This window comes from Streptomyces sp. NBC_00247 (assembly GCF_036188265.1).
Lineage (GTDB): Bacteria > Actinomycetota > Actinomycetes > Streptomycetales > Streptomycetaceae > Streptomyces.
This window is the reverse complement of the sequence record NZ_CP108093.1, coordinates 6,162,733-6,183,528: the sequence shown is the minus strand read 5'-3', so window position 1 is coordinate 6,183,528 and position 20,796 is coordinate 6,162,733. Positions and strand designations below refer to the sequence as shown.

Sequence of the window (20,796 nt, the reverse complement as noted above, 5' to 3'; positions counted from 1 at the left end):
GGAGCTGCGCCCGGCACGTTCCGCGACCAGTTTATCGGTCGCTTCCGGCGGTTGGACCACACGTCTCGCCCCTTGGGAGCGCTGTGACGTGCGGCACTGGCGAATTCGGGGGTCCGGCCCGCCCGCGGAAGCACTGTGGAGACCTATTTTCTCCCGAGTCGCCCACGCGGGTGCGGCGGGGGTGAATCTACCCCGGGAAGCGGGCGGCTACCAGGCCCCACAAGGTGTCGGCGAGGCCCTCCTTGGGCCCGTACGGCACGGCCGTCTCGCCGCCGTCCGCGGCCAGGACCACCGCTTCGTTCTCCTCGGAGCCGAAGGTCTTGCGCTCCCCCACCTCGTTCACGACGAGAAGGTCACACCCCTTGCGGCGGAGCTTCTCGCGCCCGTTGGCGAGTACGTCGTCGGTCTCCGCGGCGAAGCCCACGACCACCTGACCGGGTGCGGCCCGTTCGGTGGAGAGCTCGGCGAGGATGTCCGGATTACGTACGAGTTCAATGACCGGATCCGCCCGGTCGTCGCGCTTCTTGATCTTGCCGGTGGCGTACGCGGCGGGCCGGAAGTCGGCGACGGCGGCGGCCATCACCACCGCGTCCGCGCCGGCCGCCGCCTTCAGCACGGCCTCCCGCAGCTGGATCGCGGTTCCCACGTGGACCACGTCGGCGCCGGCCGGGTCCGGCAGTCCGGTGTTCGCCTCGATCAGGGTGACCCGGGCACCCCGGGCGACGGCCGTGCGCGCGAGTGCGTACCCCTGCTTGCCGGAGGACCGGTTGCCCAGGTAGCGGACCGGGTCGAGCGGCTCGCGGGTGCCTCCGGCGCTGATCACGACGTGACGGCCCGCGAGGTCGGGTGCCGTGACGCCCCGGGACAGCACCCGGCGGCAGACCTCGAAGATCTCGGCGGGGTCGGGGAGCCGTCCCTTGCCGGTGTCGACCCCGGTGAGCCGGCCGACGGCCGGCTCGATGACCACGGCGCCCCGGCGGCGCAGAGTGGCGACGTTCTCCTGGGTGGCCGGGTGCTCCCACATCTCGGTGTGCATGGCGGGCGCGAACACGACCGGACAGCGGGCCGTGAGCAGGGTGTTGGTGAGCAGGTCGTCGGCGAGCCCGTGGGCGGCCTTCGCGAGCATGTCGGCGGTGGCCGGGGCGACCACGACGAGGTCGGCTGCCTGCCCGGTGCGCACGTGGGGTACCTCGTGGACGTCGTTCCAGACCTCGGTGGAGACCGGATGCCCGGAGAGCGCGGACCAGGTGGCGGCGCCGACGAAGTGCAGTGAGGCCGCGGTGGGCACCACGGTCACGTCGTGCCCGGACTCGGTCAGCCGGCGCAGCAGTTCGCACGCCTTGTACGCGGCGATGCCTCCGCTGACCCCCAGAACGACCTTCGGCTTCTCCACTGCGTCTCCCCGCACTCGGCTCGGTGTCCTTCCATGCTGCCCCACCCCCGCCGCCCGTCGTCCGGCGGCCCCGGACACACCCCGGGCCCGGCGGATGATCCGCCGGGCCCGGGGTGAAGGTGCGTTCTTCCCGCCCGCGGCGGGAGATGAGGCTGCTTACTGCGCGGGGCCCTCGATGGCCTCGGAGGTCAGCAGGCCGGCGTTGATCTCGCGGAGCGCGATCGACAGCGGCTTCTCGTGGACGTGGGTGTCGACGAGCGGACCGACGTACTCGAGGAGGCCTTCACCGAGCTGCGAGTAGTACGCGTTGATCTGGCGCGCGCGCTTGGCGGCGTAGATCACGAGGCTGTACTTCGAGTCGGTGGCCTCGAGGAGCTCATCAATCGGCGGGTTGATGATGCCCTCGGGCGTGGTGATGGAAGAGGACACTCTCTGCCTTCCGAAGGGGGTGTAGATCAAAGAGATCTTTGATGCTGCGGCTGCCGGCCGGCGGTGATCCGTGGGGTGCGGCTGACACTCGGCGTCGGCCGTGAGGCCGTTCGCGTCGGTTCGTCAGTCGCTCGTGGCACGGTGGTCGGAAGCCTGAAGCATCAAGGCTAGCAGCTCGCGTGCCACGTCCTCGACGGAGGTGTTGACGAGAGTGGTGTCGAACTCGGCCTCGGCGGCCAGTTCGACCTTGGCGGCGGCGAGCCTGCGCTCGATCACCTCGGGCGGTTCGGTGCCCCGGCCGGTGAGCCGGCGGACCAGCTCGTCCCAGCTCGGCGGGGCCAGGAAGACGAGCCGCGCGTCGGACATCGACTCGCGGACCAGCCGGGCGCCCTGGAGGTCGATCTCCAGCAGCACCGGCTCGCCGTTCTCCAGCCGGTCGAGGACGGCCCTGCGGGGGGTGCCGTAGCGGTTGCCCGCGAACTCCGCCCATTCGAGCAGCTCGCCGTTGGCGATCAGCTTGTCGAACTCCTGGTCGTCCACGAAGAAGTAGTGGACGCCGTTGCTCTCACCGGGGCGGGGCTTGCGGGTCGTCGCCGACACCGAGAGCCATACCTCGGGGTGGACCTTGCGCATATGCGCGACGACCGTGCTCTTGCCGACCCCTGAGGGGCCGGAGAGCACGGTCAGCCGCGGACGTACGTCCGGGGGTACGGGGGACGTCCCCCGGGATGTTGCAGCCATGCAGCGATTATCCAGGTTCTCAGGGGTGCCTGAGAACGTCAGGCGGCTGAGCCGCCGAACTCTCGCTCCAAGGATGCGATCTGGTTGGAGCCGAGACCCCGGACTCTGCGGCTCTCGGAGATCCCGAGACGCTCCATGATCTGCTTGGCGCGGACCTTGCCCACGCCCGGCAGGGACTCAAGGAGTGCGGAGACCTTCATCTTGCCGATGACGTCGTTCTCCCGACCCTGCTTGATGACCTCGTGGAGCGAGGCGCCGGAGTGCTTGAGTCGATTCTTTACCTCGGCCCGCTCCCGGCGAGCCGCGGCGGCCTTTTCGAGCGCGGCTGCGCGCTGTTCAGGGGTAAGGGGCGGAAGAGCCACGCCTACGTCACCTCGGATGTCGATCTGTCGGATACGGACCGGTGAGGACCCTTTCGCCCCACACCTGGCGAGCCACGAACAACAACCTGTGCTCGTTGGCTCTCGACGGAGACTAGCGGCCAACCGCTCCGGAGTCAGCGAGAACGAACGAAAAGTCCTGGTCAGCCTTGGCCGACCAGGACATTTACCGCATAAAGCCCGGTATTTTGCTCAGGAATTCGTCAACGCGCTGTTATGTGTCGCATTCAACTATCCGTGAACGGCCGTACGGACCTCGTCGGCGAAGCGTGTCGCGGCCTCGCGCAGACCCGCGACGTCCGGACCGTGACGCAGAACACCCCGGCTCACGCTCGGCACCACATTGCCCACCGATTCGCCGAACACGGCCGGCAGATCGGCCGGGGTGGCGCCCTGGGCACCGATCCCGGGAGCGAGCAGCGGACCGTTGATCGCCAGATTCACCCCGGCGTCCCCGAGCGTCGCGCCGACCACCGCGCCGACCGAACCCAGCGGCTCGGCTCCGGCGTTCTCGGCGGCCATGTGGTCGAGCATCAGCTGGGCGAGCGAGCGGCCGTCGGCCGCGGTCGAGCGCTGCACCTCGGCGCCCTCCGGGTTGGAGGTGAGCGCCAGCACGAAGACGCCCGCGCCGGAGACCGCGGCGGCGTCGAGCGCCGGGCGCAGCGAGCCGAAGCCGAGGTACGGCGAGACGGTGACCGCGTCCGAGAACAGCGGCGAGTCCTTGTCCAGGTAGGTGGCCGCGTAGGCGCCCATGGTGGAGCCGATGTCGCCGCGCTTGGCGTCCATCAGCACGAGCGCGCCGGCCGAGCGGGCCTCGGCGACGGCGGTCTCCAGAACGGCGACGCCGCGCGAGCCGAAGCGCTCGAAGAACGCGGACTGCGGCTTGAGGACGGCGACCCGGTCGGCGAGCGCCTCGACGACCGTACGGGTGAAGCGCTCCAGGCCCGCGATGTCGTCGGACAGGCCCCATGAGGCGAGCAGCGAGGCGTGCGGGTCGATGCCGACGCAGAGCGGTCCGCGGGTGTCCATGGCGTGGCGCAGCCGGGCGCCGAACGGTTCGGGGGTCTGGGGGGTCACTGTGCGGCCTTCCGGGTGGCGGCGCCGACGGCTTCGGCGAGGGTGGCGTACGGGGATGCGGCAAGCCGGGCGGCGAGCCCCTTGTGGATCGCGCGGGCGTAGAACGGGCCCTCGTAGATGAAGGCGCTGTAGCCCTGGACGAGCGTGGCACCGGCCAGGATGCGCTGCCAGGCGTCCTCGGCGTTCTCGATGCCGCCGACGCCCACCAGGGTGATCCGGTCGCCCACGCGCGCGTAGAGCCTCGTGAGGACCTCCAGGGAGCGTGCCTTGAGCGGGGCGCCGGAGAGCCCGCCGGTCTCCCCGGTGAGGGAAGCGGGCGAGCGCAGGCCGAGGCCTTCGCGGGCGATGGTGGTGTTGGTGGCGATGATGCCGTCGAGGCCGAGCTCCACGGCGAGGTCGGCGACGGCGTCGACGTCCTCGTCCGCGAGGTCGGGGGCGATCTTGACCAGCAGCGGGACGCGGCGCTCGGTCGCGGTGCGGTCGGCGGCCTCGCGCACGGCGGTCAGCAGCGGGCGCAGCGCCTCGGTGGCCTGGAGGTTGCGCAGGCCGGGGGTGTTGGGCGAGGAGACGTTGACCACGAGGTAGTCGGCGTGCGCGGCGAGGCGCTCGGTGGACTTCACGTAGTCGGCGGCGGCGTCGGCCTCCTCCACCACCTTGGTCTTGCCGATGTTGACGCCGACGGTGGTGCGGAAGACGGGCTCGCGGGCGCCGAGGCGGGCGGCGACGGCCGCGGAGCCCTCGTTGTTGAAGCCCATGCGGTTGATCAGGGCACGGTCGGCGACGAGGCGGAAGAGCCGCTTCTTGGGGTTGCCGGGCTGCGGCTCTCCGGTCACGGTGCCGATCTCGACGTGGTCGAAGCCGAGCATCGCCATGCCGTCGATCGCGACGGCGTTCTTGTCGAAGCCTGCGGCGAGACCGAAGGGGCCGTGCATCCGCAGGCCGAACGCCTCGGTGCGCAGGCTCTCGTACCGGGGTGCCAGGACGGCCGCCACGTACGTCCGCAGGACGGGGGTGCGGGCGGCGAGACGGATCCACCGGAAGGCCAGGTAGTGGGCCTGCTCGGGGTCCATCCGCTTGAAGACCAGCTGGAAGAAGAACTTGTACATCGAAGGTGTCCTCACGAAGAGGGGGACACCGCAGACCGGTGTCCCCCTTGCCTGACCGGCCCGGGACCGCGTGGTCCCGGGCCGGCCCGATTGCCGGTGCCGCGACTAGTCGCGGGCCGCCGTCAGGTGCTCGGCGTGCTCCTGGAGGGACCGTACGCCGACGTCCCCGTGCTTGAGCGCGTCGATGCCCTGGACCGCGGCGGCGAGCGCCTGGACGGTCGTGAGGCACGGCACCGAGCGGGCCACCGCGGCGGTCCGGATCTCGTAGCCGTCGAGCCGGCCGCCGGTGCCGTACGGCGTGTTGACGATGAGGTCGACCTGGCCGTCGTGGATGAGCTGGACGATGGTCTTCTCGCCGTTCGGGCCTTCGCCCTCGGACTGCTTGCGCACGACGGTGGCGTTGATGCCGTTGCGCTTGAGGACCTCGGCGGTGCCGGAGGTCGCCATCAGCTCGAAGCCGTGGGCGACGAGTTCCCGGGCGGGGAAGATCATCGAGCGCTTGTCGCGGTTGGCCACCGAGATGAACGCGCGGCCCTCGACGGGCAGCGGGCCGTAGGCGCCGGCCTGGGACTTGGCGTAGGCCGTCCCGAAGGCCGAGTCGATGCCCATGACCTCACCCGTCGAACGCATCTCCGGACCGAGGACGGTGTCCACGCCGCGGCCGTGGATGTCGCGGAAGCGCGACCACGGCATGACGGCCTCCTTGACGGAGATCGGCGCGTCGAGCGGCAGGGTGCCGCCGTCGCCGTGGGCCGGCAGCAGGCCCTCGGCGCGCAGCTCGGCGATGGTGGCGCCGAGTGAGATCCGGGCGGCGGCCTTGGCGAGCGGGACGGCGGTCGCCTTCGAGGTGAAGGGGACGGTCCGGGAGGCGCGGGGGTTGGCCTCCAGGACGTAGAGGATGTCCCCGGAGAGCGCGAACTGGATGTTGATCAGTCCGCGGACGCCGACGCCCTTGGCGATGCCCTCGGTGGAGACCCGCAGGCGCTTGATGTCGTGGCCGCCGAGGGTGATCGGGGGCAGCGCGCAGGCGGAGTCGCCGGAGTGGATGCCGGCCTCCTCGATGTGCTCCATGACGCCGCCGAGGTAGAGCTCGGTGCCGTCGTAGAGCGCGTCGACGTCGATCTCGATCGCGTCGTCGAGGAAGCGGTCGACCAGGACCGGCCGGGTGGGGCTGATCTCGGTGGACTCGGCGATGTACGAGGACAGGCGGGTCTCGTCGTAGACGATCTCCATGCCGCGTCCGCCGAGGACGTACGACGGGCGGACGAGGACCGGGTAGCCGATCTCGTCGGCGATGGCCTTGGCCTCGTCGAAGGTGGTGGCGGTGCCGTGCTTGGGCGCGGGGAGACCGGCCTCGGCGAGCACCCGGCCGAAGGCGCCGCGGTCCTCGGCGGCGTGGATCGCCTCGGGGGACGTGCCGACGACGGGCACGCCGTTGTCCTTGAGCGCCTGCGACAGGCCCAGCGGGGTCTGTCCGCCGAGCTGGACGATGACGCCCGCGACGGGACCGGCCAGCGTCTCCGCGTGGACGATCTCCAGGACGTCCTCCAGGGTGAGCGGCTCGAAGTAGAGCCGGTCGGAGGTGTCGTAGTCGGTGGAGACGGTCTCCGGGTTGCAGTTGACCATCACGGTCTCGTAGCCCGCGTCGCTGAGCGCGAAGGAGGCGTGGACGCAGGAGTAGTCGAACTCGATGCCCTGGCCGATGCGGTTGGGACCCGAGCCGAGGATGATCACCGCCGGCTTGGTGCGGGGCGCGACCTCGCTCTCCTCGTCGTACGAGGAGTAGAAGTACGGCGTCTTCGCGGCGAACTCGGCGGCGCAGGTGTCGACCGTCTTGTAGACCGGACGGATGCCGAGCGCGTGGCGGACCTCACGGACGACGTCCTCGCCCAGACCGCGGATCTCGGCGATCTGCGCGTCGGAGAAGCCGTGGCGCTTGGCCTCGGCGATCACGCCGGCGTCGAGGCGCTCGGCCGAGGCCAGCTCGTCGGCGATCTCCTTGATCAGGAAGAGCTGGTCCACGAACCACGGGTCGATCTTCGTCGCGTCGAAGACCTCCTCGGGGGTGGCGCCGGCCCGGATCGCCTGCATGACGGTGTTGATGCGGCCGTCGGTGGGGCGGACCGCGTCGGCGAGCAGGGCGGTCTTGTCGCCGGGCTCTCCGGTGAAGGAGAACTGCGAGCCCTTCTTCTCCAGCGAGCGGAGCGCCTTCTGCAGCGCCTCGGCGAAGTTGCGGCCGATCGCCATGGCCTCGCCCACCGACTTCATGGTGGTGGTGAGGGTGGAGTCGGCGGAGGGGAACTTCTCGAAGGCGAAGCGCGGGGCCTTGACCACGACGTAGTCGAGCGAGGGCTCGAAGGACGCCGGGGTCTTCTCCGTGATGTCGTTCGGGATCTCGTCCAGCGTGTAGCCGATGGCCAGCTTGGCGGCGATCTTGGCGATCGGGAAGCCGGTGGCCTTGGAGGCCAGCGCCGAGGACCGGGAGACGCGCGGGTTCATCTCGATGACGATGATCCGGCCGTCGGTGGGGTCGATGGCGAACTGGATGTTGCAGCCGCCGGTGTCGACGCCGACCTCGCGGATGATCGCGATGCCGAGGTCGCGCAGCCGCTGGTACTCGCGGTCGGTGAGCGTCATCGACGGGGCGACGGTGATGGAGTCGCCGGTGTGGACGCCCATCGGGTCGAAGTTCTCGATGGAGCAGACGACCACGACGTTGTCGTTCCTGTCGCGCATCAGCTCCAGCTCGTACTCCTTCCAGCCGAGGATGGACTCCTCCAGGAGCACCTCGGTGGTCGGCGAGAGGGTGAGGCCCTGTCCGGCGATGCGGCGCAGCTCCTCCTCGTCGTGGGCGAAGCCGGAGCCGGCGCCGCCCATGGTGAAGGAGGGGCGGACGACCACGGGGTAGCCGCCGAGGGTGTCGACCCCCTGGATGACGTCGTCCATCGAGTGGCAGATGACCGAGCGGGCGGACTCGCCGTGGCCGATCTTCTCGCGGACGGCTTCGACGACGCCCTTGAAGAGGTCGCGGTCCTCGCCCTTGTTGATCGCCTCGACGTTGGCGCCGATCAGCTCGACGCCGTACTTCTCCAGCACGCCGTTGTCGTGCATGGAGATGGCGGTGTTGAGCGCGGTCTGGCCGCCCAGCGTCGGCAGGAGGGCGTCGGGGCGCTCCTTGGCGATGATCTTCTCGACGAACTCGGGGGTGATCGGCTCGACGTAGGTGGCGTCGGCGATCTCCGGGTCGGTCATGATCGTGGCCGGGTTGGAGTTGACCAGGATGACGCGCAGGCCCTCGGCCTTGAGCACGCGGCACGCCTGGGTACCGGAGTAGTCGAACTCGGCGGCCTGGCCGATGACGATCGGGCCGGAGCCGATGACCAGGACGGACTGGATATCGGAGCGCTTAGGCACGCTGGCCCTCCATCAGGGTGACGAAACGGTCGAAGAGGTACGCGGCGTCGTGCGGGCCGGCGGCTGCTTCGGGGTGGTACTGGACACTGAACGCGGGCTGGTCGAGGAGGTGGAGCCCTTCGACGACCTGGTCGTTCAGGCAGACGTGGGAGACCTCGGCGCGGCCGAACTCGGTGTCCGAGATCTTGTCCAGGGGCGCGTCGACGGCGAAGCCGTGGTTGTGCGCGGTGACCTCGACCTTGCCGGTCGTGCGGTCCTGGACGGGCTGGTTGATGCCCCGGTGGCCGTACTTCAGCTTGTACGTGCCGAAGCCGAGGGCGCGGCCGAGGATCTGGTTGCCGAAGCAGATGCCGAAGAGCGGCGTCTTGCGCTCCAGCACGGCGCGCATCAGCGCGACCGGGCCGTCGGCGGTGGCGGGGTCACCGGGCCCGTTGGAGAAGAACACCCCGTCGGGGGCGACGGCGTAGACGTCCTCGACGGTCGCGGTCGCGGGGAGCACGTGCACCTCGATGCCACGCTCGGCCATCCGGCGCGGGGTCATGCCCTTGATGCCGAGGTCGATCGCGGCGACGGTGAACTTCTTCTCGCCGATCGCCGCGACGGTGTAGGCCTCCTTGGTGGCGACCTCCTCGTACAGGCTGGCGCCCTTCATCTGCGGCTGGGCCCGGACGCGGGCGAGGAGCTCGGCGTCGGGGGCGAGTACCTCGCCGGAGAAGACGCCGGAGCGCATCGCGCCGCGCTCGCGCAGGTGGCGGGTGAGCGCGCGGGTGTCGATGCCGCTGATGCCGACGACGCCCTGCTTGCTCAGCTCCTCGTCCAGGGAGCGGCGCGAGCGCCAGTTGGACGGGATGCGGGCGGGGTCGCGGACGACGTAGCCCGAGACCCAGATGCGGGCGGACTCGTCGTCCTCGTCGTTCCAGCCGGTGTTGCCGATCTGCGGCGCGGTGGCGACGACGATCTGGCGGTCGTAGGAGGGGTCGGTCAGCGTCTCCTGGTAGCCGGTCATGCCGGTGGAGAAAACGGCCTCGCCGAAGGTCTCCCCCACGGCCCCGTAGGCGCGGCCGCGGAAGATGCGGCCGTCCTCCAGGACGAGTACGGCGGGAGCTTGTGCGGCTCCCCGGGTGGAGATCGTCATCGTGCGGTGCCTTCCGTAGTGCTGGTGAGAGGGGTGAGGGTGTCGATCCAGGTCTGGTGCTCGTCCGCCCGGTCGGAGCGGAACCCGGAGTCGATCAGCTTGTCGCCGTGGGCCCAGGTGATGACCAGCAGGCCGCCCTCGGGGAGGACCTTGCCCGCGATGGCCCGTTCGTGCCGGGCCTCGCGCAGCGCCTCGGCCGGTACGAAGAACCCGGTCGCTCCGGGACGTACGACGTCCAGGCCCTGGTCCGTGAGGATGAGCTCGACCCGGCTGCGGGTGCCGAGGCCGTGGGCGACGATGCGGTCGAGCCACTGCCCCGCGGTGGTCGAGCCGTGGTACCGGCCGGTGAGCGTCAGGATCGGGGGCTCGTCCCCGAATCCCGCGGGGGTGGCGGGGAGCTCCGGCAGGTCGGACTGGAGGCTGCCGCGCCATTTCCATCCCTGGCGCATCAGCCAGTAGACGAAGGCGACGAAGACCAGTATTGCGACGACCCAGCTGATCCGGGCGGACCAGTCGGTCACGTCGGCCGACTTCTGCTCGGCGGCCAACTGGTACAGGGGGATCAGATTTGTCACGTGAGCTTCCCGTCGACGACCGTGGCACGGCCCCGCAGGAAGGTGTGGGTGACCCGTCCCGGCAGCTCGCGGCCCTCGTAGGGGGTGTTGCGGCTGCGGGACGCGAAGCCCGCGGGGTCCACGACACCACGGTATGCCGGATCGACCAGCACGAGGTTGGCGGGCTCACCGGCCGAGACGGGCCTGCCGTGTCCGTCGAGGCGTCCGATCGCCGCCGGGCGGAAGGACATGCGGTCGGCGACGCCCGCCCAGTCGAGCAGACCGGTCTCGACCATCGTCTGCTGGACGACGGAGAGCGCGGTCTCCAGGCCCACCATGCCCATCGCCGCCGCGGCCCACTCGCAGTCCTTGTCCTCGTGCGGGTGCGGGGCGTGGTCGGTGGCGACGCAGTCGATCGTGCCGTCGGCGAGGGCCTCGCGCAGGGCCATGACGTCGGCCTCGGTGCGCAGCGGCGGGTTCACCTTGTAGACGGGGTTGTACGAGCGCACCAGCTCGTCGGTGAGGAGCAGGTGGTGCGGGGTGACCTCGGCGGTGACCTTCCAGCCCTTGGACTTGGCCCAGCGGACGATCTCGACCGAGCCGGCGGTCGACAGGTGGCAGATGTGCACCCGGGAGTCGACGTGGGCGGCGAGCAGCACGTCGCGCGCGATGATCGACTCCTCGGCGACGGCGGGCCAGCCGCCGAGGCCCAGCTCGGAGGAGACGATGCCCTCGTTCATCTGGGCGCCCTCGGTGAGGCGGGGCTCCTGGGCGTGCTGGGCGACGACTCCGTCGAAGGCCTTCACGTACTCCAGGGCGCGGCGCATGATCACGGCGTCGTCCACGCACTTGCCGTCGTCGGAGAAGACCCTCACTCCGGCGGCCGAGTCGTGCATGGCGCCGAGTTCGGCGAGCTGCTTGCCCTCCAGGCCGACGGTGACGGCGCCGATCGGCTGGACGTCGCAGTAGCCGGACTCCTTGCCGAGCCGCCAGACCTGCTCGACCACGCCGGCGGTGTCGGCGACGGGGAAGGTGTTGGCCATGGCGTGCACGGCGGTGAAGCCGCCGACGGCCGCGGCCTTGGTGCCGGTCAGGACGGTCTCGGAGTCCTCGCGGCCGGGCTCGCGCAGGTGGGTGTGGAGGTCGACCAGGCCGGGCAGCAGGATCCGGCCCGCCGCCTCGACGACGGTGGCGTCCGCCGCCTCGATGCCGGTGCCGGTCTCGGCGATGGTCTCGCCGTCGATCAGGACGTCCTGGACGTCGCCACCGAGAATCTGCGCGCCACGGATAAGGATCTTGCTCATGGTTACTTGTTCCCCTCGGGACGGGCGGTGGTGGCGGGTTCGGAGCCGCCGAGCAGCAGGTAGAGCACGGCCATCCGGACGGAGACGCCGTTGGCGACCTGTTCGACGGCGGTGCAGCGGTCGGAGTCGGCGACCTCGGCCGTGATCTCCATACCGCGGTTCATCGGGCCGGGGTGCATGACGATGCTGTGCTCGGGCATCTTCGCCATGCGGTCCCCGTCGAGGCCGTAGCGGCGGGAGTACTCGCGCTCGGTGGGGAAGTACGCGGCGTTCATCCGCTCACGCTGCACACGCAGCATCATCACCGCGTCGGACTTCGGGAGCACCTCGTCCAGGCCGTAGCTGACGTCGCAGGGCCACTGTTCCACGCCGACCGGCAGCAGGGTGGGCGGGGCCACCAGGGTGACGTGGGCGCCGAGCGTGGTCAGCAGGTGGACGTTGGAGCGGGCCACCCGGCTGTGCAGGACGTCACCGACGATGGTGATCCGGCGGCCTTCGAGGTCGCGGCCGAGTCCCTGGCCGGCGCCGACCAGCCTGCGGCGCATGGTGAAGGCGTCCAGCAGGGCCTGGGTGGGGTGCTCGTGGGTGCCGTCGCCGGCGTTGACCACCGCGCCGTCGATCCAGCCGGAGGTGGCGAGCCGGTACGGGGCGCCCGAGGCGTGGTGCCGGATGACGACCGCGTCGGCACCCATCGCCTCCAGGGTCAGGGCGGTGTCCTTGAGGGATTCGCCCTTGGACACGGACGAGCCCTTCGCCGAGAAGTTGATGACGTCGGCGGAGAGGCGCTTGGCGGCGGCCTCGAAGGAGATGCGGGTCCGCGTCGAGTCCTCGAAGAAGAGGTTGACGACGGTACGGCCGCGCAGGGTGGGAAGCTTCTTGATCGGCCGGTCGGCGACCCGGGCCATCTCTTCGGCGGTGTCGAGGATGAGGACGGCGTCGTCGTGGGTGAGGTCGGCGGCCGAGATGAGGTGGTGCTTCATCTGGGTGTTCTCCGGGGTGCTGGAGTTTCGGGCGTGCGGGCGTGCTGCGGCGTCCGTACGGGACCGGTGACGGGTCGCACGGAGGTGCCGTTCGGGTAGCGGTGGCGGCGCTAGCGCCCGGCCGCCGGGGCGGTCCGCCGCGCTCCGAGCAGCACGGCGTCGCGGCCGTCCTCCTCGGCGAGCTGGACCGTGACCGTCTCCCGGTGCGACGTCGGGAGGTTCTTGCCGACGTAGTCGGCGCGGATCGGGAGTTCGCGGTGGCCGCGGTCCACCAGGACCGCGAGCTGTACGGCGCGGGGGCGGCCGATGTCGCCGAGGGCGTCGAGGGCGGCCCGGATCGTACGGCCGGAGAAGAGCACGTCGTCCACGAGGATCACGAGGCGTTCGTCGACGCCGTCGCCGGGGATGTCGGTGTGTCCCAGGGCGCGCGCGGGACGCATCCGGAGGTCGTCGCGGTGCATCGTGATGTCGAGCGATCCGACCGGCATCGCGCGGCCGGTGATCTCTTCGAGCTTCCCGGCCAGCCTGCGGGCCAGGTGGACACCGCGGGTGGGGATTCCGAGGAGTACCACGTCGTCGGCACCCTTGGCGCGTTCGACGACCTCGTGGGCGATCCTGGTCAGGGCCCGGGCGATGTCGGGGGCTTCCAGAACGGGCCGTGCCGCGTTGCCGGTGCCTTCGTGCTGTGCGTCCATTGAGAAACGGACCTCCTTCTCCGCCTCACGGGACGGAACTTAAAGGACGTCGAAAATTACGTGTTCCACGGTACCAGGGCCCCTCCGGCGCCCTGGTACCGGCCCCGGGAGGAGCCGCCCGGGACCTCCCGGCTTGACGCATCCAAGTAACGCTGCGTAACCTCACAGTGAGTCACCAGCCACGCGGCGGCGCCGCATCATGTTCGAGCGTCCGGGGAGCCTTATGTCCAGCGAATACGCAAAACAGCTCGGGGCCAAGCTCCGCGCCATCCGCACCCAGCAGGGCCTCTCCCTCCACGGCGTGGAGGAGAAGTCGCAGGGCCGTTGGAAGGCCGTCGTCGTCGGCTCGTACGAGCGCGGCGACCGTGCGGTGACCGTCCAGCGTCTCGCGGAGCTCGCCGACTTCTACGGCGTGCCCGTCCAGGAGCTGCTGCCGGGTACGACCCCCGGCGGCGCGGCCGAGCCGCCGCCGAAGCTCGTCCTGGACCTGGAGCGCCTCGCCCACGTCCCGCCGGAGAAGGCCGGACCGCTGCAGCGTTACGCCGCGACGATCCAGAGCCAGCGCGGCGACTACAACGGCAAGGTCCTCTCGATCCGCCAGGACGACCTGCGCACCCTCGCGGTGATCTACGACCAGTCGCCTTCCGTGCTGACGGAGCAACTGATCAACTGGGGCGTGCTGGACGCGGACGCGCGCCGGGCCGTCTCCCACGAAGAGGGCTGAGACCCCGACGCGGGGCCCTGGGCCGCGCGTCTCACGCACACCTGTCGCCGGGCCGGCGGGAGGACCCGAGAGGGTCTCCCGCCGGCCCGGCGTCGTGTGTCCGGACGCACTCGCGCCCTCTCGCGAGCCCTCAGGGGCGCACGGGAGACGGCCTCCGGGCATGCCGAAGGCCCGCGGCCGGAATGACCGCGGGCCTTCGTCGGCTGAACGCCCGGCGCCTCGGAGCTACTGCTCGCGGCGCAGGTTCGGCTTGAGGTCCTTGAAACGGGCCAGCATGCCGTTCACGAACGACGGGGAGTCGTCCGTGGAGAACTCCTTGGCGAGCTGGACCGCCTCGTCGATGACGACGGCGTCCGGCGTCTCGTCCATCCAGATCAGCTCGTACGCGCCGAGCCGGAGGATGCTGCGGTCGACGACCGGCATACGGTCGATCTCCCAGTCCACGGCGTAGGTCACGATGAGGTCGTCGATGCGGTCCGCGTAGCGCGCGTACCCCTCCACGAGCTCCATCGTGAATTCGCCGACCGGGGGCTGACGGTCGTCGGTCCGCGAGTGCCGGACCCAGTCCGCGAGGACCGTCTGCACGGACTCACCGCGCTGGTCGGCCTCGAAGAGGATCTGGAAGGCGCGCTTGCGGGCCTTGTTCCGGGCAGCCACGGTTAGCTGTTCACCCGGCCGAGGTAGTCGCCCGTACGGGTGTCGACCTTGATCTTCTCGCCGGTGCTGATGAAGAGCGGCACGCCGATCTCGTAACCGGTCTCCAGCGTGGCGGGCTTGGTGCCGCCGGTGGAGCGGTCGCCCTGGACGCCCGGGTCGGTGTGCTGGATGGTCAGCTCGACGGCGGCGGGCAGCTCCACGTAGAGCACCTCGCCCTCGTGCTGCGCGACCGAGGCGGTGAAGCCCTCGATGAGGAAGTTGGCGGTGTCGCCGACGGACTTGCGGTCGACCATCAGCTGGTCGTACGTGCTCATGTCCATGAAGACGAAGTACTCGCCGTCCATGTACGAGAACTGCATGTCACGGCGGTCGATGGTGGCCGTTTCGACCTTCACGCCGGCGTTGAACGTCTTGTCGACGACCTTGCCGGAGAGCACGTTCTTGAGCTTGGTGCGCACGAAGGCCGGGCCCTTGCCGGGCTTGACGTGCTGGAACTCGACGACGGACCAGAGCTGGCCTCCGTCGAGCTTGAGCACCAGGCCGTTCTTGAGGTCGTTCGTGGAAGCCACGGTTGCGGAATCTCCTGGACTGAAAGCAGTGGACGGCCAAGAACGCGCGCTAGAGCGCGAGCAGCTCCTTGGTCGTAATGGTGAGTAGCTCGGGTCCGCCGTCCGCCTCGGGGCGCACGACGAGCGTGTCATCGATCCGGACACCGCCCCGGCCCGGGAGGTGGACCCCCGGTCCGACGGTGACCGGCACGCAAGCGTCCAGTTTACCCATGGCTGTCGGTGCCAACTGCGGGTCCTCGTCGATTTCGAGTCCGACCCCGTGCCCGGTGCGCGGCATGAGCGCCTCGCCGTGCCCCGCGGAGTCCAGCGGATGACGAGCCGCGTGGTCCACCTCACGGTAGGTGGCGTCCGGCAGCAGAGCCTCCCGGCCACCGCGCTGAGCGGCGAAAACGAGGTCGTACAGCTCGATCTGCCAGTCCGCCGGGGCAGTGCCGATGACGAAGGTGCGGGCGATCTCGCAGCGGTATCCGCGGTAGCTCGCGCCGAGGCAGACGCTGAGGAAATCGCCTTCCTCGACCCTGCGGTCGGTGGGCCGGTGACGTCCCTGGCCGGAGTTGGGCCCGGTGGCCACGGAGGTCGCGAAGGCGGGCCCCTCGGCACCGTGGTCGACCAGCCGGCGTTCCAGCTCCAGGGAGAGATGGCGTTCGGTGCGGCCGACGAGGATCGATTCGAGGAGCTCGCCCAGCGCCTGGTCGGTGATCTCCGCCGCGATGCGCAGGCAGGCGATCTCCTCCTCGTCCTTCACCACCCGCAACTGCTCCACGGTGGTCCCGAGGTCCCCGAGGCGGAGCCGGGGGGCAGCGGTGGTCATGGCCCGGTGGCGGGCCACCGTGAGATCGTGCTCCTCCACCGCCAGGCGCTCCGTGCCGTGCGTGGCGGCCAGGCTCGCGGCGGCGACCGCCGCGTCCCCGCGCCCACCGCCCAGCACCGACACCCGCAGCGACTCGTCCGTGCGCCCGTGCGCCGGATCGCCGCCCGGGGCGCGGGGGCAGAGCAGGACGTCCTCTCCGGCGCCGAGCAGCAGGACGGCGCCGGGGGGCGCCCCGCCGGCGAGATAACGGACGTTGGCGGGGCGGGAGACCAGGGCGGCGGCCGATCCGGCGGCGGCGCACCGGTCGCGGACCAGCCCGCGGCGGACGGCGTACACCTCTGACATGCCCCGAGCGTACGAGCGCATCCGCCGCCCCGCCCGTCAGCGCTGTCCGACCGGGGGCGGCCGGGACTGCGCGGGCAGGGGCCTGCTACCAGGAGGGCGGGCTGGCCAGTGCGCGGGCGAGGACGTCGTCCAGGACCCGGGCCGTGGTCTCGACGTCGTACGTCGAGTTGTCGATGATCGGCAGTCCGGAGCCGTACCACCCGGCCATCCGGCCGTGGATGCGGGCGACCTCCTCGTCGGAGAGGCGGCGGTTGCCGCTCCGGGCGGCGTTGCGCTCCAGGACGATCTCCAGGCCGGGCAGGAGGACCACGGGGAGCAGGCCGGGCCCGACGTGGCGCTTCCAGCCGCCGAGGCCGATGACGGGCCGGTCGGGGAAGACGGCGTCGTCGAGGATGCAGGAGATGCCGTTGGCGAGGAAGTTGCGGGCGGCGAAGCCGCAGGTGCGGCGGGCCAGCCGGTACTGGGCCTCGGACTGGTCGTTCCAGCCGGCCTGCGGGTCGGCGAACCCGGACCGTACCCACTCGCGTACGTCGTCCAGCGAGACGTGCGCGGTGGGCACCCGGCGGCGGGCGGCCCACAGCTTGGCGACGGTGGTCTTGCCCGCGCCCGCCGGGCCGATCAGGAGGACGGCGAGGGTCGCGGTTCCGGTGCCGGGTTCGACGGGCTGCGCGGGCACCGGCACGAGGCCTCCCGGCGGCAGCCGGAAGTGGCCGGTGACTTCGCGGGAGGGCGGTGCGGGTTGCTGGTCGGGGCCGGGCGCGGCCCATCCCTGAGCCGGATGGGCCGGGGGCGTCCGAGGGCCCGGGGGTGCCGGGGGTATCGGGGGCGGCGGCACGGGGCCGCCCGGCTGCGGGGCGTGGTGCGGGCCGCCGACGGGGCCGTGTCCGGGCCGGTGGGGAGGCGGCAACGGAGCCCCCACTGCGTGCTGCATCCGGTGCCACTCCGTCTCGTGCGGTCAACTGGCGCTGGTCGGACGGCTACCGTACCGCCCCGGGCCTTCACCGGGTGAACGGCCCGGGGCGGTACCCGCCCGGCGAGAGGACCGGACGCGGGCCGGGTGCCCGGAGACGGGCACCCGGCCGGACGGTGACGCCGGGTCAGTCCGTCAGCACCTCGGCCAGCGCGCGCAGCGCCAGCCGGTAGGAGCCGATACCGAATCCGGCGACGGTCCCGGTGGCGATCGGCGCGACCACGGAGGTGTGCCGGAACTCCTCGCGCGCGTACGGGTTGGAGATGTGCACCTCGATGAGGGGTGCGGTGCGCTGCGAGGCCGCGTCCCTCATCCCGTACGAGTAGTGGGTGAACGCACCGGGGTTGATGACCACCGGGACCGAACCGTCCGCGGCCTCGTGGAGCCAGCGGATCATCTGGCCCTCGTCGTTGGTCTCGCGGACCTCGACGTCGAAGCCGAGTTCCTTGCCGAGCGACTGGCAGGTCTCGACGAGTCCGGCGTACGAGGTGGCCCCGTAGACGTCGGGTTCGCGGGAGCCCAGGCGGCCGAGGTTCGGGCCGTTCAGCACGAGCACTCTGCGGGTCACGCGGAGACCTCTCCGTAGGCGGCGAGCAGGACGGCCGGGTCCGGGCCCTCCAGGACGGTGGGCTTGCCGAGCGCGTCGAGGACGATGAAGCGCAGCAGGTCGCCGCGGGACTTCTTGTCGAGCTTCATGTTCTCCAGCAGGCGCGGCCACTGGTCGCCGCGGTAGGTGAGCGGGAGACCGACCGACGCGAGGACGGTGCGGTGCCGGTCGGCGGTGGCGTCGTCGAGCCGGCCGGCGAGCCGGCCCAGCTCGGCGGCGAAGACCAGGCCGATCGAGACGGCCGCGCCGTGACGCCACTTGTAGCGCTCGTTCTTCTCGATCGCGTGGCCGAGGGTGTGGCCGTAGTTGAGGATCTCGCGGAGTCCGGACTCCTTGAGGTCGCTGGAGACGACCTCGGCCTTGACCCGGATGGAGCGCTCGATCAGCTCGGCGGTGTGCGGTCCGGCGGGCGTACGGGCACCCTCGGGGTCGGACTCGACGAGGTCGAGGATCACCGGGTCGGCGATGAAGCCGGCCTTGATGATCTCGGCCATCCCGGAGACGTAGTCGTGCACCGGGAGCGAGTCCAGGGCGGCCAGGTCGCAGAGCACCCCGGCCGGCGGGTGGAAGGCGCCGACGAGGTTCTTGCCCTCGGCGGTGTTGATGCCCGTCTTGCCACCGACGGCCGCGTCGACCATGCCGAGGACCGTGGTGGGGACCGCGATCCAGCGCACCCCGCGCAGCCAGCTCGCCGCGACGAACCCCGCGACGTCGGTGGTGGCTCCGCCCCCGACACCGACGATGACGTCGCTGCGGGTGAAACCGGTCTGGCCGAGCGCCTTCCAGCAGTAGGCCGCGACCTCGACGGTCTTGGCCTCCTCGGCGTTCGGCAGCTGGATCGCGATGGCCTCGTACCCCTGGGAGGCGAGGTCCTCGCGGACCGCCTCGCCGGTCTCGGCGAGTGCCTCGGGGTGCAGCACCGCGACGCGCTTGGCGCGGTCGCCGATGAGCCTCGGCAGTTCGCCGAGGAGCTGCCGGCCGACCAGCACTTCGTAGGGGGCGCTGCCCTCGGTGCCGGCGACCTGGATACGGGTGGGGGCCTGCTCGGTCATTGCTGTCTTCTCCCGGCCGGGCGTGGTGTCGCGTTCCGGCAGTTCCAGTGCGTCGACGATCTCGCGGGCGATCTCGTCGGGGGTGCGGTCGTCGGTGGCGACGGTCACCCGCGCCACCTCTTCGTACAGGTGACGGCGGATTTCCATCATCTCGCGCCACTGGCGGCGCGGGTTGACGGCCAGCAGCGGCCGGGCGGTGCCCAGGCCGACCCGCTTGACCGCCTCTTCCACGTCCATGGAGAGGTAGACGACGGCGTGCCCCGCGAGCAGTGCGCGGGTGCCCTCGTCGAGCACCGCGCCACCGCCGAGCGCGAGCACGCCGGTGTGCCCGGCGACGGCCTCGCGCACGGCGTGGCGCTCCAGTTCGCGGAAGCGCTCCTCGCCCTCGTCGAAGAAGATCTCCGAGATGGGCTTGCCCGCGGTCGCCACCACGTCGGCGTCGGTGTCGCGGTACGGGGCTCCGAGCCGCTCGGCGAGCAGCTCACCGATCGTGGACTTGCCGACCCCCATGGGGCCGACGAGGACGACCAACGGCGCGCTCATCGGATCCGCAGGTTGTCGAGGTACCCCCGCACGTTCCGCCGCGTCTCCTCGACGCTGTCCCCGCCGAACTTCTCCGCGACGGCGTCGGCGAGCACCAGGGCGACCATGGCCTCGGCGACGATCCCGGCGGCCGGTACGGCGCAGACGTCGGAGCGCTGGTGGTGGGCCTTGGCGGGCTCGCCGGTCACCACGTCCACGGTGGCGAGTGCGCGCGGCACGGTGGCGATCGGCTTCATCGCGGCGCGGACCCGCAGCAGTTCACCGGTGGTCAGACCACCCTCGGTACCGCCGGCCCGGCCGGAGGCGCGCTTGATGCCGTCCTCGGTGACCAGGATCTCGTCGTGGGCCTTGGATCCGGGCACCCGGGCCAGGTCGAAGCCGTCGCCGACCTCCACGCCCTTGATCGCCTGGATGCCCATGAGGGCGGAGGCGAGCCGGGCGTCGAGGCGACGGTCCCAGTGCACGTGCGAGCCGAGTCCGACCGGCACGCCGTAGGCCAGCACCTCGACGACTCCGCCGAGGGTGTCGCCGTCCTTGTGGGCCTGGTCGATCTCGGCGACCATCGCCTTCGACGCGTCCTGGTCGAGGCATCGGACCGGGTCGGCGTCGAGCGCGGGCACGTCGGCCGGGGTCGGCAGCACGCCGTACGGCGCCTTGGCGGCGGCCAGTTCGACGACGTGGCTGACGATCTCGATGCCCGCGGTCTCCTTGAGGTAGGAGCGGGCGACGGCGCCGAGCGCCACGCGGGCGGCGGTCTCCCGGGCGCTGGCGCGCTCCAGGATCGGCCGGGCCTCGTCGAATCCGTACTTCTGCATGCCCGCAAGGTCGGCGTGGCCGGGCCGGGGGCGCGTCAGCGGGGCGTTGCGGGCCAGCGCGGCCAGCTCCTCCTCGGGGACCGGGTCGGCGGACATGACCTGGTCCCACTTGGGCCACTCGGTGTTGCCGACCATGACGGCGACCGGGGACCCCATGGTGAGGCCGTGGCGTACGCCGCCGAGGAAGGTGACTTCGTCCTGCTCGAACTTCATCCGGGCACCGCGCCCGTAACCGAGCCGCCTCCGGGCGAGGGCGTCGGCCACCATCTCCGTGGTGACGGGGACGCCGGCGGGAAGACCCTCCAGCGTCGCCACGAGTGCGGGGCCGTGCGACTCCCCCGCGGTCAGCCAGCGCAACCTGCTCAACGGTGCTCCTCATGCTCGCGCGCTCAAACTGCGACGGCACGGCCGGGTGCGCGGCCCTGGCCCGCCGCCCCCGATCCTCCCACGACCTGAGGGCCGGGCCGGCCCCGGTCCAGCAGACGGACGTTCCGT

20 protein-coding genes are annotated in these 20,796 nt (G+C 71.2%); 1 reads left to right on the top strand and 19 read right to left on the bottom strand.

Features of this window, described 5'->3' with window-relative positions; all coding sequences use genetic code 11:
• Positions 1 to 187: 187 nt before the first annotated feature.
• From coaBC to pyrR, 12 genes are all read right to left on the bottom strand, one after another.
• Positions 188 to 1,393 carry a bifunctional phosphopantothenoylcysteine decarboxylase/phosphopantothenate--cysteine ligase CoaBC gene (coaBC, locus tag OHT52_RS26990; protein ID WP_328722775.1) on the bottom strand — a complete coding sequence of 402 codons (1,206 nt, stop codon included), beginning with the start codon at positions 1,391 to 1,393 and terminating at the stop codon, positions 188 to 190.
• Positions 1,394 to 1,549: 156 nt separating this feature from the next.
• On the bottom strand, positions 1,550 to 1,822 hold the full coding sequence (rpoZ, locus tag OHT52_RS26985) for a DNA-directed RNA polymerase subunit omega (protein WP_003970369.1): 273 nt from the start codon (positions 1,820 to 1,822) through the stop codon (positions 1,550 to 1,552).
• Positions 1,823 to 1,945: 123 nt separating this feature from the next.
• On the bottom strand, positions 1,946 to 2,563 hold the full coding sequence (gene gmk / locus OHT52_RS26980; RefSeq protein WP_328722774.1) for a guanylate kinase: 618 nt from the start codon (positions 2,561 to 2,563) through the stop codon (positions 1,946 to 1,948).
• A 38-nt stretch (positions 2,564 to 2,601) separates the two neighbouring features.
• Positions 2,602 to 2,925, bottom strand: coding sequence for an integration host factor (locus tag OHT52_RS26975; protein ID WP_266702292.1), 324 nt, complete (start codon positions 2,923 to 2,925; stop codon positions 2,602 to 2,604).
• Positions 2,926 to 3,174: 249 nt separating this feature from the next.
• A complete protein-coding gene (gene pyrF / locus OHT52_RS26970) occupies positions 3,175 to 4,020 on the bottom strand; it encodes an orotidine-5'-phosphate decarboxylase (RefSeq protein ID WP_328722773.1) in 846 nt (281 codons plus the stop codon).
• Positions 4,017 to 5,126, bottom strand: a complete 1,110-nt coding sequence (locus OHT52_RS26965; protein WP_328722772.1) for a quinone-dependent dihydroorotate dehydrogenase — start codon at positions 5,124 to 5,126, stop codon at positions 4,017 to 4,019. The genes pyrF and OHT52_RS26965 overlap by 4 nt, the downstream gene beginning before the upstream one ends.
• A gap of 105 nt (positions 5,127 to 5,231) precedes the next feature.
• Entirely contained in the window at positions 5,232 to 8,540 is a 3,309-nt protein-coding gene (gene carB, locus OHT52_RS26960) for a carbamoyl-phosphate synthase large subunit (protein ID WP_328722771.1), read from the bottom strand.
• The gene (gene carA / locus OHT52_RS26955) at positions 8,533 to 9,675 is read right to left on the bottom strand and encodes a glutamine-hydrolyzing carbamoyl-phosphate synthase small subunit (protein ID WP_328722770.1); all 1,143 of its coding nucleotides are present in this window, start codon (positions 9,673 to 9,675) and stop codon (positions 8,533 to 8,535) included. Before carA ends, carB begins: the two co-directional genes overlap by 8 nt.
• Positions 9,672 to 10,250, bottom strand: a complete 579-nt coding sequence (locus tag OHT52_RS26950; protein WP_328722769.1) for a PH-like domain-containing protein — start codon at positions 10,248 to 10,250, stop codon at positions 9,672 to 9,674. The genes carA and OHT52_RS26950 overlap by 4 nt, the downstream gene beginning before the upstream one ends.
• Positions 10,247 to 11,533, bottom strand: coding sequence for a dihydroorotase (locus OHT52_RS26945; protein WP_328722768.1), 1,287 nt, complete (start codon positions 11,531 to 11,533; stop codon positions 10,247 to 10,249). Before OHT52_RS26945 ends, OHT52_RS26950 begins: the two co-directional genes overlap by 4 nt.
• Positions 11,534 to 11,535: 2 nt before the next feature.
• Positions 11,536 to 12,513: an aspartate carbamoyltransferase catalytic subunit gene (locus tag OHT52_RS26940; protein WP_328722767.1), complete on the bottom strand. Its 978-nt coding sequence runs from the start codon at positions 12,511 to 12,513 to the stop codon at positions 11,536 to 11,538.
• Positions 12,514 to 12,623: 110 nt separating this feature from the next.
• Complete coding sequence (gene pyrR / locus OHT52_RS26935) at positions 12,624 to 13,208, bottom strand: bifunctional pyr operon transcriptional regulator/uracil phosphoribosyltransferase PyrR (RefSeq protein WP_328722766.1); 585 nt, start codon at positions 13,206 to 13,208, stop codon at positions 12,624 to 12,626.
• Between the two features lie 223 nt (positions 13,209 to 13,431).
• Here pyrR and bldD point away from each other — a divergent pair, with 223 nt between their 5' ends.
• The gene (bldD, locus tag OHT52_RS26930; protein ID WP_328722765.1) at positions 13,432 to 13,932 is read left to right on the top strand and encodes a transcriptional regulator BldD; all 501 of its coding nucleotides are present in this window, start codon (positions 13,432 to 13,434) and stop codon (positions 13,930 to 13,932) included.
• A 225-nt stretch (positions 13,933 to 14,157) separates the two neighbouring features.
• On the opposite strand, the gene nusB is transcribed toward bldD, so the two are convergent.
• From nusB to aroC, 7 genes are all read right to left on the bottom strand, one after another.
• On the bottom strand, positions 14,158 to 14,589 hold the full coding sequence (nusB, locus tag OHT52_RS26925) for a transcription antitermination factor NusB (protein ID WP_266702312.1): 432 nt from the start codon (positions 14,587 to 14,589) through the stop codon (positions 14,158 to 14,160).
• Between the two features lie 2 nt (positions 14,590 to 14,591).
• Complete coding sequence (efp, locus tag OHT52_RS26920; protein ID WP_275495204.1) at positions 14,592 to 15,158, bottom strand: elongation factor P; 567 nt, start codon at positions 15,156 to 15,158, stop codon at positions 14,592 to 14,594.
• 49 nt (positions 15,159 to 15,207) lie between these two features.
• Positions 15,208 to 16,314: a M24 family metallopeptidase gene (locus OHT52_RS26915; protein WP_328722764.1), complete on the bottom strand. Its 1,107-nt coding sequence runs from the start codon at positions 16,312 to 16,314 to the stop codon at positions 15,208 to 15,210.
• 85 nt (positions 16,315 to 16,399) lie between these two features.
• Complete coding sequence (locus OHT52_RS26910) at positions 16,400 to 17,245, bottom strand: Pro-rich N-terminal domain-containing protein (protein ID WP_328722763.1); 846 nt, start codon at positions 17,243 to 17,245, stop codon at positions 16,400 to 16,402.
• Positions 17,246 to 17,411: 166 nt separating this feature from the next.
• A complete protein-coding gene (gene aroQ / locus OHT52_RS26905; RefSeq protein ID WP_328722762.1) occupies positions 17,412 to 17,852 on the bottom strand; it encodes a type II 3-dehydroquinate dehydratase in 441 nt (146 codons plus the stop codon).
• Positions 17,849 to 19,486 (bottom strand): 3-dehydroquinate synthase, encoded by a 1,638-nt coding sequence (aroB, locus tag OHT52_RS26900; protein ID WP_328722761.1) that lies wholly within the window; start codon positions 19,484 to 19,486, stop codon positions 17,849 to 17,851. The genes aroQ and aroB overlap by 4 nt, the downstream gene beginning before the upstream one ends.
• The gene (gene aroC, locus OHT52_RS26895) at positions 19,483 to 20,667 is read right to left on the bottom strand and encodes a chorismate synthase (RefSeq protein WP_328722760.1); all 1,185 of its coding nucleotides are present in this window, start codon (positions 20,665 to 20,667) and stop codon (positions 19,483 to 19,485) included. The genes aroB and aroC overlap by 4 nt, the downstream gene beginning before the upstream one ends.
• Between the last annotated feature and the right edge of the window lie 129 nt (positions 20,668 to 20,796).